This is a genomic window from Cytobacillus firmus DS1, from assembly GCF_000565285.1.
Lineage (GTDB): Bacteria > Bacillota > Bacilli > Bacillales > Cytobacillaceae > Cytobacillus > Cytobacillus firmus_A.
The window spans coordinates 18,295-29,535 of record NZ_APVL01000001.1; the positions used below are offsets into that span (position 1 = coordinate 18,295).

Below are 11,241 nucleotides of genomic sequence, written 5' to 3' on the forward strand. Positions count from 1 at the left end.
GAAAAGAGTTGAAAACGGTTTCAATGTCATTGAACTAATGCTGCTGCGAATATATGATACGGGTAGAAGGATAAAGTACAAAAATTTCACATCAAGATAAAAGGGGGGGCAATTTTAATGAAAAAAGCTTTTGAAAAAGCACAGCAATTTGGGAAATCATTCATGCTTCCTATAGCGGTTTTGCCGGCAGCTGGTTTGTTATTAGGAATTGGCGGAGCGCTGTCTAACCCGAATACGGTTTCAGCATATCCATTTTTAGATATCAGCTGGCTGCAGGCCATTTTTACGATCATGAGTGCAGCAGGTTCGATCGTATTTGCCAACTTGCCGATCATATTTGCGGTAGGGGTAGCGATTGGTTTAGCCCGTACAGATAAAGCAACGGCTGGATTAGCAGCCATGATTGGTTATTTTGTTATGAACAGCACCATTAGTGCGCTGCTTTCATTAACCGGAGACCTGGCGAAGGATAACCTGGCAGGAGCCGGTCAAGGGATGGCTGTCGGGATTCAGACTTTGGAAACCGGTGTATTTGGCGGTATTATCGTCGGGATAACAGCAGCTGCCTTGCATAATAAATACAATAAAATTCAGCTGCCTCAAGTGTTAGGATTCTTTGGGGGATCTCGATTTATTCCGATTGTCGTATCATTTGCTTCGATTTTTGTGGGAGCCATTCTATTTGTGATCTGGCCTTATTTCCAGGCTTTAATCAATGGACTTGGTTCGGTGGTTACAGGCACCGGGGAAATAGGAACTCTATTCTACGGATTTATTTTGCGTATGCTCGGACCGCTTGGCTTGCACCATATTTTCTATCTTCCATTCTGGCAAACAGCTCTTGGAGGAACGCTGGAGATTGGCGGAAAACTAGTCAGCGGTACACAGAATATCTTTTTTGCCCAATTGGGTGATCCTTCGACTGAACAATATTACGAAGGGGTATCAAGATTCATGTCAGGCCGTTTTATAACCATGATGTTTGGTCTCCCAGGAGCTGCATTGGCCATTTATCATTGCTCTAAAAAGAAAAATAGAAAAGTGGTAGCGGGGATTTTGTTATCAGCAGCATTAACATCATTCTTGACAGGAATCACTGAACCGCTTGAATTTAGCTTCTTGTTCGTGGCACCTCTTCTCTATTTAGTACATGCCATTTTCGATGGTTTTGCTTTTATGATGGCAGACATTTTCAATATTACTGTCGGTCAAACCTTCTCAGGCGGATTTATTGATTTCATTTTATTTGGAATTCTCCAAGGGGCCGATAAAACAAATTGGCCATATGTGTTAATGGTAGGTATTCCCTGGTTCTTCTTATACTACTTTACGTTTAAATTCTTAATCAGAAAAAAGAACTTCAAGGTTCTTGGACGTGAAGACGAGGAACAGGCAGCAGAGCAAGTTTCAGCTACAGACCGTGCTAAAACAATTGTAGAAGGATTAGGCGGAACAAATAATATTGATATCGTTGATTGCTGTGCGACTCGTCTGCGGGTAACCGTTAAGGATGAATCCCTTGTAAAAGACGATGTCATTAAACAGACCGGATCAAAAGGAATTGTGAAAAAAGGAACGGGTGTACAAATTATTTATGGACCTCAAGTCACCATTGTAAAAAACGAGATAGAAGAATATTTAGGTCAGTAATAAATAATAAGGACGTGTTTTACATGCATCAAGTGCTGGATCAGATAAAAAATGGACTAATTGTTTCCTGCCAGGCTTTAGAAGGGGAACCGCTCCATAGCCCATTCATTATGGGACGCATGGCATTAGCTGCAAAGGAGGGAGGGGCAGTTGGCATCCGGGCTAACTCCGTCTCTGATATTCGGGAAATAAAAAAACAAGTCGATCTTCCGGTGATCGGCATCATAAAACAGGTATATAACGGCCATCCTGTCTTTATTACACCAACCTTGAAAGAGATAGATGCTATAGCTGATACGGGTGCTGAAATCATTGCTACAGATGCAACGAACCGGATCCGTCCGGATGGAAAGAGTCTGGAAGTGTTTTATCAGGAAGTAAGATCAAAGTACCCTCATATTCTGCTGATGGCAGATGTCTCTTCAGTGGAAGAAGCCATTTTTGCTGATAAGCTGGGGTTTGATATTGTCGCACCCACATTATACGGATATACAGAAGAGACAAAAGGCTTGAAAATCGATGATCATGACTATGCCGTGATTAAGCAAATTGTAAAAGAAGTGAGTCACGCAAAAGTATTGGCAGAAGGCAATGTTTCAACACCGGAAATTGCCCGCTCGGTACTGGATTTTCATGTTCACTCGGTTGTGGTAGGCGGTGCGATTACCAGACCGCAGATTATCACGAAGAGATTTGTAGATGCAATGCAAAAGTAGGTTCGGCTGAAAATAACCAGGCTCTAGACTGGGTTATTTTCAGCTTTTTGCTTTATTAAGGCTAGTTACGGGTATTTCATAGTTTATTGTCCTTTGAACAAAAATTAGGTTATCATCTTGTATAATGGATATATGTATTATCTAAAAGAGGAGAAAGAATATGGAGTATCTCGGTGAGAACCTTCTGCATGGCATAGCATGCACCATGGAAAAATTCACAAGCTCTGAGTCGGAATTAGCAAAATATATTATCGAAAATCCTGATGAGATCAGCCAATTATCAATCAATCAAATTGCGAAAAAAATTCACATTTCCCCGGCTACGATTACCCGTTTTTGTCAAAAGATCTCTTTCTCAGGTTTTAATGAATTTAAACACGAGCTAAAAAGATATATTGATTTAAGAAATAAACCTGCTGTGGCCAGTGACATTAAGGACATAGATTATTTTTCCAATCTTTATCAAAACCATTTGGAGATCATTGAAACGACTTTTCGGAAAATGACTTATTTTGATATTCAGCAAGCTGTTTCTCTTTTGAGAAATGCAGAGAAAGTGCATGTATACGGTATCGGCAACTCAGGGATAGCAGCACAGGAGTTCAAATGGAAGTTTTTCCGGATTGGGATTCAGGTTGAATCGATTACTGACCCCCATCAAGCTGTGATGGATGCTGCATTAAGTTCAGGCAGCAGCCTTATCATTGGAATATCTGTTTCAGGAAAAACAAAAGAAGTTATTGACGCAATTAAAATGGCCAAGAAGCAAGGGGCATCAATCCTTGCCATCACAAGTGATAAAGCATCTGAGCTCTCGAAGTTAGCAGATTTATCCCTTCTCGTTATGGGGAAAAGCAGTATGCATATGGGGCAGAACATCTCTCCAACTTTGCCGCTTTTCCTGCTCTTTGACTTACTTTATACCGAACTCGTTGCAAAGGATTATGTCAATCGTGTTCAGATACGGGATAAGACGTTGAGGGCGTTAAAAGATATTAGATAAAGCAGTAAACATACAAATTAAGCTTGGGAAGTAAAAAAGAGCCTCAGCATGAAGGCTCTTTTGCCGTTTCTGCACTGTGAGATGAATTCAGTAGAATGATCCCGCCTATAATCCGTTTCTTCTGCGAATGATTTGAATCTATTTTATCTTTTCGATGGCGCCGTTTGCCAAGTATATGAATAGGTGAAACCAATTTAATTCCAAATCGTATTAATAGGTATAGTCATATTGGGAAACAAGTTGGAGGTTTGTTAATGAACTTCATAACTCGAAAAACAAAATCACTTTGGATAGATCAAATAGCCGGCAAGGGCTGTGAAATAACAGATCCACTTGATTTCTCCTGTATGGATCGATATGTTGAGGGGAAAAGGATTGTGCTGCTGGGAGAGAGCAGCCATGGAATCGGAGATTTTTATAGAACTAAAGTGAATATGATTAAGTATTTGCATGAGGTCCATGGATTTAATGCTGTTGTATTGGAGAGCGGCTTGCTTGAAGCGGTATTAAGCAGAATACTTCTGAAAAGCCTGCCTGCTAGAGAACAAATTCAGCACAGTCTTCTTGATATTTTTCATAACGAAGAGATGCTTCCTTTATTTCAGGAGTCCTGGGCAGATAGCCTTCATATTTCAGGAATGGATATTCAGCCTGCATATCAGGAGGTCTCTCATAGGATGCTGGACTGGCTCAGGCACCACGCTGACGAAGAAATTGTTTCTTCAATCAATCGGGCAGAGACCTTATTCTTTGAAATCGATGAGGAGATTAGAGGACAAGCCAAAATACCAAAAGTGGTCAAAGTAAAGATACGAATGTGCATGGATTTATTTCAATCATCCTTGGAGCTTTTTGCGAGCAGGGTGAGTGAAGCTGATCTGGAAAGAGAAGAGATCCTGAAGGTTATTGAACAGGGGCTGAAAAATCGGCTAAAGTGGCTGGAGATCAATACAAAAAGCTGGATTGCATCTGGTGTCATGCGGGGAACGAATATGTTCAAGAACCTGCAGTGGTTATTAGAAGAGTATTACAAAGGTGAAAAAGTCATAGTTTGGGCTCATAACTTTCACATCAGGAAAAGCAAAACAGTAACTTCTAAGCTGTTTGGAATTACGAATGTAGGACAGCTGCTATCAAAATGTTATGGTGATCAAGTATATTCGATAGGTTTTTATGCAGGAGCAGGTGAGTTTGCTTCACTGCTAAGAGTTCACTTTTCCATTGATGCCTTCAAAAATAAGCAACTGGAGAGTTTGTTCATGGAGGCTTGCCGGCATGACAGCTTTGTGCCTTTATGTGACAAGGGGCTTCCGGAACGAAATTGGATGAAGCGAAGATGGCAGCTCCTTGAAGCAGGGATGATGGGGCAGCTGCCGATTTCCATTTATCCTCAAAAGCATTATGACGGTATCTTTTTTTGCAGAAAGGTGCAGCCGCCCGTTTATTTAGAATGATGAAGGGATGAAAGCAGGCAAGAGTATGTGGTCATGGCGACTATGAATCCGGCTGCTCGGCGATTGCGGGGCTGGCTTACTGTTACTTTATTTTTTAATGCAAGGTCCTCTCCAAAAATTGAGTGCTGGGGACATTAATTCGGGACGAATAATGGGCAGCCGGGCAGGCATTCTAATTAAGAATGCTTAGTAAAAGGAGATTGATGATCTATGTACTTCTATAAAGAAGATTTAATCAATATGATTGTACCTGATAAGCCGGATCCGCATGCGGCGAGAGTGCTGCAGGAAGCATTGGGCGGACAGTTTGGTGAAATGCGGACAATGATGCAGTTCTCATTCCAGAGTGCGAATTTCAGAGGCAAGGCGAAGCAATACCGCGATCTGATAAGAGGCGTTTTTTTGGAAGAGCTGAGCCATGTGGAGCTTGTCCAATCCACGATTAACCAGCTTCTGAATGAAGCAGGAGGGGATATGCCTGGCAACCAGGCAGCAGATGGGGCTCCTTTGGATGATGTCATCCAGGGAGGAGCGAATCCGCATCATTTCATTATAGGAGCAAAGGCATCACTTCCTGTTGATGCTGGCGGCAACCCCTGGAACGGTTCCTGGGTATATGACCACGGCAACCTGGTAGCCAACCTCCTGAATAATGTGGTTCTTGAATCGACAGGTGTTCTCCAGAAATCAAGGATTTACGAGATGAGCAGCAATAAGACGCTGAGAGAGACGATTGCCTTCCTGATTGTCCGGGATAATGCCCATCAAAATGCCTTCGCAAAAGCACTGGAAACGCTGGGAGTGGATTGGGGTAAAATATTTCCGATTCCTAATTACGACTTAAATAAATACCCTGAGTGCCGTAAATATGTGGAGATGGGCTTCCATAATGCACAGTTTAATTTCAGGCTGGATGATACCCGGATCGGCGAGATCTTCCAGGGTAAAACTCCAAGCAGAAATGGCGGAGATCTTGCTGTAGTAGAACCGCCAAAAGGCTATCCTGTTCCTGAAATGCCTGACATGCCAAGTGAGCATGCGCCGGGGCTTTTTGATTTAAATAATTAGTTTTTTCTTCTGGCGTCCTGAATATAGGACGCCATTTTATTATATATTTTTAAGGTTTCCTTTAGCATTTTTGGGGAATCTATAGTTATCGAATCAAGGAGAACATTTTTGTTCCTGAAAGGAGTGTCACGGATGGAGTCTATTTGGCTCGAGTACGCCTGGGCATTATTGATATTAATTGGACTGGAAGGATTGCTGTCAGCGGACAATGCCCTTGTTCTGGCAGTCATTGCCAAGCATTTACCGGAAGACGAGAAGAAAAGGGCAATCAATTATGGAATCATTATGGCATTTGTTTTTCGATTTGGTGCGCTGTTTGCCATATCTTTTATTGCAAACGTCTGGCAGATACAGGCCATTGGAGCGGCCTATCTATTGTACCTTGGTTTAAAACATGTGATTAAGGCCAAGTTCGGTAAAGAAAATAAAAACATTCGCGAGGATGTGAAGAAAGACGCAGCCGGGAAAGGATTTTGGCCTACTGTAGGAAAGATTGCATTAGCGGATCTTGCCTTTGCCATCGATTCGATTCTTGCGGCTGTTGCACTGGCACTTGGACTGCCGGATTCACCGCTTGATGATTTCGGCGGCATGGATGGAGGCCAGTTTATTGTCGTCGTTTTAGGCGGGATTGCCGGACTGATCTTGATCAAGTTCGCGGCTACCTGGTTTGTGAAGCTGCTTGCCAAACGGCCTGCATTGGAAACAACAGCCTATGCGATTGTCGCCTGGGTTGGTGTCAAGCTTGCTGTTATCACACTTGCCCATGAGGATATTGGTGTCCTTGATCATCACTTCCCTCATAGTACAGGCTGGACTATCGTCTTCTATGGCGTATTGGTGGCCATTGCACTGCTTGGGTGGTTTGCTCCCGGTAAGAAACAAACAGAGGGGGAAGCTTTATAAAGAAAAATGCGCTGATCTTCGGATTAGCGCATTTTTTTTTGGGTAAAAAATTTTAATTTTAAAAAAATACAGGAAATATGAAGAACAGCTTTCATCTATAGAAGAAATAGCTGCATCTGCTGAACATGTTAGTTTGAGAGCTGAACAGCTGCAGAAACTGATCGGCAGGCTGAAATCATAATAGGGCAAAAGGCTCAATTTGGGTCTTTATACACAGGCAGCCTTTGAGGGCTGCCAATTTTTATTGGCTGAAACAATTAGGCGGAAAAAGGACTGCCTCTCTGTGAAAGATGTTCCGGCAGCCAGTAGCCATAGGGATGTATAGCGAAACGCAAGATTAATCGGAAGAATAAAAATTTACAGATAATATTAAAAGAGTGCTAGTGATAACGCTTTCATGCACTAGTAATAAAGATATAATTTTCATGTAGGCAAGTAATTTTTATCCATTATAAAGGGGGAAAAAGAATGAAAAGAAAGTGGAAAGTCATTTCTCTTATGCTGACTTTTTTGATGTTTGCATTTATTGCGGCAGGATGCAGTGAAGGCACTGGCGGCGGCAGCAGTGAAGTAAGTGTAGGAATTGTTTTGCCAACGAAGGATGAACCAAGATGGGTTCAGGATGAGCAAAGATTTAAAGATGCGTTAAAAGGAACGGAATATACAACAGAGATTTTGTTTAGCCAGGGATCTTCAGCTAAGGAAAAAGAAAATGTTGAGACTTTGCTGAACAAAGGAATTGATGTGCTGATCATCTGTCCGCAGGATGGAGATGCAGCTGCTGCAGCGGTTGAAGCTGCAAAGAAAGATGGCGTAAAAGTCATTTCGTATGACCGTTTAATTACTAATACAGATGCTATTGATTATTATGTAACATTTGACAGCCTTGCGGTAGGAGCTGCACAGGCGCAATACCTGGTCGACAACGCAAAGGGCAATGATGTGCCTTTATATCTTTACGCCGGCGCTGCGTCTGATAACAATGCTTTCTTGTTCTTCCAGGGAGCCTGGAGTGTGCTTCAGCCTAAAATTGCAGATGGCACTTTCAAAATTGCTAACTCAAGCGAAGCCGAAGCTTTGAAAGATACAGCTGATTTGTCCCGTGACCAGCTGAGCAAAATCATTGGCCAGGTGACAACAAACTGGGATCCAAACGAAGCGAAGAACAAGGCTCAAACGCATTTGACAGCTGCTTCTGACGATATGAAGGGTGATGTGGCTATACTTGCTCCGAACGACGGAACTGCGCGTTCCATTGCAGATGTTTTTGGAACTGACAGCGCAGTATCCAGCTACCTTGTAACAGGTCAGGATGCTGAGAAAGCTTCCATTCAGTATGTGATTGATGAAAAGCAATCCATGACAGTATTCAAGGATGTTCGTACTCTTGTAAAAGATGCAATGGGCATGGCTATTGAGATCCTTGAAGACAAAGATCCCGAGACTACCGGTTCTTACGATAACGGCAAAATTGAAGTAAAAGCGAAGCAAACAGATGTAATTGTTGTCGACAAAGACAACGTGAAGAAAGAACTGATTGATTCTGAATACTATAAGGCCGATGAATTTACAGGGCTTTAATCCATAAAGGACGGGGAATAGTGATAGATGCGTCTATCACTATTTCTCCTTAGAAAAAGGTTTTTTGGCTAAGGGGGAGTCAGGATGAGCGAAAATATTCTGGAAATGCACGGGATTTCCAAGGAATTTACAGGTGTCAAAGCGCTCAGCAATGTCAATTTCAAGGTAGGAAAAGGTGAGATCCACTGTTTGATCGGGGAAAATGGAGCGGGTAAGTCCACTCTGATGAAAGTACTCAGCGGCGTTTATCCTTATGGCACCTATCAGGGGGATATTGTATTTGAGGGCAGTGTGCAGCAATTCAATAAGATCAGTGACAGTGTAAAAGCAGGAATCGTCATCATCTACCAGGAGCTTGCATTGTTTCCTGATCTTACAGTCTATGAAAATATCTTTGCCGGCAATGAAATTAAGCAAGGCGGAATCGTTGATTGGAACCGGACTATTGCGGAAGCTAAAAAAATGCTGGATAAAGTGAAACTTGATGTGAATCCTGAAACACTAGTAAAAGATCTGAGTGTCGGAAAACAGCAATTAGTTGAAATCGCTAAAGCATTAAGCAAAGATGTAAAGCTCCTGATTCTCGATGAGCCGACTGCAGCACTGAATGAAGATGACAGCGAAAATCTGCTGAATCTGTTAGGTGAGCTGAAAGAGCAGGGAATTACCTGCATCATGATCTCCCATAAGCTGAAAGAAGTCATTTCCATTGCAGACAAGGCAACCGTACTGCGTGATGGCCAGACCATTTGTACCCTGGATGGTGCCAAAGGCGAAATTTCAGAACATGTCATTATTAAGAATATGGTCGGCAGGGAAATTGAAGATATATATCCGAAGAGATTGAACAAATCATTTGGAGAACCTGTTCTGGAGCTGCGCAGCTGGTCTGCTTATGCTGTGCATTTGGGCAGGCAAGTTGTAAAAGATGTTAATTTCCATGTTAAAAAAGGAGAAATTGTCGGGATTGCTGGCTTGATGGGGTCAGGCAGGACAGAACTTGCCCTGAGTATTTTCGGAAATCCAAAATCTTATAAATTGCAAGGCGAGCTCTTGGTGGAAGGCATTCCAAAAACGCTGAAGCATCCGAGTGACGCCATCAGGTCAGGGATTGCGTATGTCACGGAAGACCGAAAAGGGGATGGACTGTTTTTAATACAGGACATTAAAAACAACATTTCAGCAGCTAACCTCAAGCGGGTTGCAGTAAATGGTGTGATTAACGATAACGAAGAAGTGAAGGAAACAACGGAATACAAAAAGTCCATGTACATCAAAGCATCGTCACTTGAACAGGTCGTCGGCAACCTGAGCGGAGGAAACCAGCAAAAAGTATCTCTGGGCAAATGGCTCTTTGTCGGCCCGAAATTGCTTATCCTGGACGAACCGACACGGGGCATTGATGTGGGAGCTAAATTCGAGATTTATACGATTATGAACCAATTGATCGAGGAAGGCATGAGCATCATAATGATTTCTTCGGAGCTGGGTGAAGTTCTTGGGATGAGCGATCGAGTCTATGTCATGGCTGAAGGCCAAATTAAAGGCGAGCTGTCGATTGAAGAAGCCAATCAGGAAAGCATTATGCAGCTTGCTACGCAATAGGAGGTTATAACAATGGAATTTATTAACGAAGCGAAATCGCTGTTTAAAGAGAACATCCGTGACTATGGCATGTACATTGCCTTATTCGTTATTATGCTCACCTTCACCATTATGACTGACGGGCTGTTTATGTCTTCGCGCAATATTAGCAATCTGCTTGATTCAACGGGGTATATTGCCGTCCTGGCAGTGGGGATGACGCTGGTGATCGTGATTCGCCATATTGACCTCTCAGTCGGGTTCGTGGCCGGCTTTTTGGGAGCCATTGCAGCGATTCTTTTAACTGGAATGGGAATCCCTTTTTATATCACCATCCCGATAATCCTGGTGCTCGGCATTGTTGTCGGGCTGTTCAATGGGCTCCTGGTTGCAAAATTCGGCATCCCTTCTTTCGTGGCTACTCTTGCAGGAATGCTGATCTTTAGGGGAGCGCTTCTTCAGGTAACGGAGAAAACAGGGACCATTATTATCAAGGACGACGGATTTAATGCAATCGGCAATGGGTTCATCCCTTCCCTTATGCAAGTGAATGGGCTTCACCTGCTTACGCTGATACTGGGATTATTAGCTATATTAATGTATATATACAGTGAAATCTCCACCCGTAAAAATAAGATTAAATATCAGTTTGAGGTAGTATCAAAAGGGATTTTTATCATAAAATTAGTGTTTGTTTCTGCTATCATTTCCTATATTACCTGGATCCTTGCAGGGTACAACGGTTTTTCCTGGACAGTGGTCATTATGCTTCTGGTCGTTGTGATTTATCACTTCCTGACAACAAAAACGGTACTCGGCAGGCATGTATATGCAGTCGGAAGCAATCCGGAAGCTGCACATTTGAGCGGTATCAATGTAAATAAAATTACTTATATCGTTTTCGGTTCAATGGGAATGCTGGCGGCGCTTTCAGGCATATTATTCACTTCGAGGCTTCAATCAGCGACCACTACAGCAGGGACTTTATTTGAACTCGATGCGATTGCAGCTGCTTATGTCGGAGGGGTTTCTTCTGCCGGGGGCGTAGGGAAAATCACCGGTGCCATTATCGGAGCTGTAGTTATGGCATCACTATCAAGCGGCATGAATCTTCTCGGTGTAGGAGTTTCTCTCCAATATATGATCCGTGGAGGCGTATTGGCCGGGGCTGTAATCTTTGATGTCATGACCCGGAAGAAGAGAGGATAGATTTTCAGTTTCCTGCATTCATAGTATGACAGAATGATTTGGGGCATCCGCTGAATTAGGGTGCCCCAGC

9 protein-coding genes are annotated in these 11,241 nt (G+C 42.8%); all 9 read left to right on the plus strand.

Features of this window, described 5'->3' with window-relative positions:
* Positions 1–117 precede the first annotated feature (117 nt).
* A complete protein-coding gene (locus PBF_RS00145) occupies positions 118–1,650 on the plus strand; it encodes a maltose/glucose-specific PTS transporter subunit IIC (protein WP_035325494.1) in 1,533 nt (510 codons plus the stop codon).
* Positions 1,651–1,673: 23 nt separating this feature from the next.
* Positions 1,674–2,366, plus strand: coding sequence for an N-acetylmannosamine-6-phosphate 2-epimerase (locus PBF_RS00150; protein ID WP_035325496.1), 693 nt, complete (start codon positions 1,674–1,676; stop codon positions 2,364–2,366).
* A gap of 160 nt (positions 2,367–2,526) precedes the next feature.
* Positions 2,527–3,369, plus strand: coding sequence for a MurR/RpiR family transcriptional regulator (locus PBF_RS00155; protein ID WP_035325498.1), 843 nt, complete (start codon positions 2,527–2,529; stop codon positions 3,367–3,369).
* A gap of 254 nt (positions 3,370–3,623) precedes the next feature.
* On the plus strand, positions 3,624–4,823 hold the full coding sequence (locus PBF_RS00160; RefSeq protein ID WP_035325501.1) for an erythromycin esterase family protein: 1,200 nt from the start codon (positions 3,624–3,626) through the stop codon (positions 4,821–4,823).
* Between the two features lie 210 nt (positions 4,824–5,033).
* Complete coding sequence (locus PBF_RS00165; RefSeq protein ID WP_035325503.1) at positions 5,034–5,891, plus strand: manganese catalase family protein; 858 nt, start codon at positions 5,034–5,036, stop codon at positions 5,889–5,891.
* A gap of 132 nt (positions 5,892–6,023) precedes the next feature.
* Complete coding sequence (locus PBF_RS00170; protein WP_035326567.1) at positions 6,024–6,797, plus strand: TerC family protein; 774 nt, start codon at positions 6,024–6,026, stop codon at positions 6,795–6,797.
* 468 nt (positions 6,798–7,265) lie between these two features.
* Positions 7,266–8,378 carry a sugar ABC transporter substrate-binding protein gene (locus PBF_RS00175; protein ID WP_035325504.1) on the plus strand — a complete coding sequence of 371 codons (1,113 nt, stop codon included), beginning with the start codon at positions 7,266–7,268 and terminating at the stop codon, positions 8,376–8,378.
* Positions 8,379–8,462: 84 nt separating this feature from the next.
* A complete protein-coding gene (locus tag PBF_RS00180; protein WP_035325507.1) occupies positions 8,463–9,983 on the plus strand; it encodes a sugar ABC transporter ATP-binding protein in 1,521 nt (506 codons plus the stop codon).
* A gap of 12 nt (positions 9,984–9,995) precedes the next feature.
* Positions 9,996–11,171, plus strand: a complete 1,176-nt coding sequence (locus PBF_RS00185) for a sugar ABC transporter permease (RefSeq protein WP_035325509.1) — start codon at positions 9,996–9,998, stop codon at positions 11,169–11,171.
* Positions 11,172–11,241 lie beyond the last annotated feature (70 nt).

Bases quoted from the DNA above. Each gene is read 5' to 3' on its own strand.
- PBF_RS00160 (WP_035325501.1), top strand. From the start codon at position 3,624: ATGAACTTCATAACTCGAAAAACAAAATCACTTTGGATAGATCAAATA.
- PBF_RS00165 (WP_035325503.1), top strand. From the start codon at position 5,034: ATGTACTTCTATAAAGAAGATTTAATCAATATGATTGTACCTGATAAG.
- PBF_RS00180 (WP_035325507.1), top strand. From the start codon at position 8,463: ATGAGCGAAAATATTCTGGAAATGCACGGGATTTCCAAGGAATTTACA.
- PBF_RS00155 (WP_035325498.1), top strand. From the start codon at position 2,527: ATGGAGTATCTCGGTGAGAACCTTCTGCATGGCATAGCATGCACCATG.
- PBF_RS00170 (WP_035326567.1), top strand. From the start codon at position 6,024: ATGGAGTCTATTTGGCTCGAGTACGCCTGGGCATTATTGATATTAATT.
- PBF_RS00185 (WP_035325509.1), top strand. From the start codon at position 9,996: ATGGAATTTATTAACGAAGCGAAATCGCTGTTTAAAGAGAACATCCGT.
- PBF_RS00150 (WP_035325496.1), top strand. From the start codon at position 1,674: ATGCATCAAGTGCTGGATCAGATAAAAAATGGACTAATTGTTTCCTGC.
- PBF_RS00175 (WP_035325504.1), top strand. From the start codon at position 7,266: ATGAAAAGAAAGTGGAAAGTCATTTCTCTTATGCTGACTTTTTTGATG.
- PBF_RS00145 (WP_035325494.1), top strand. From the start codon at position 118: ATGAAAAAAGCTTTTGAAAAAGCACAGCAATTTGGGAAATCATTCATG.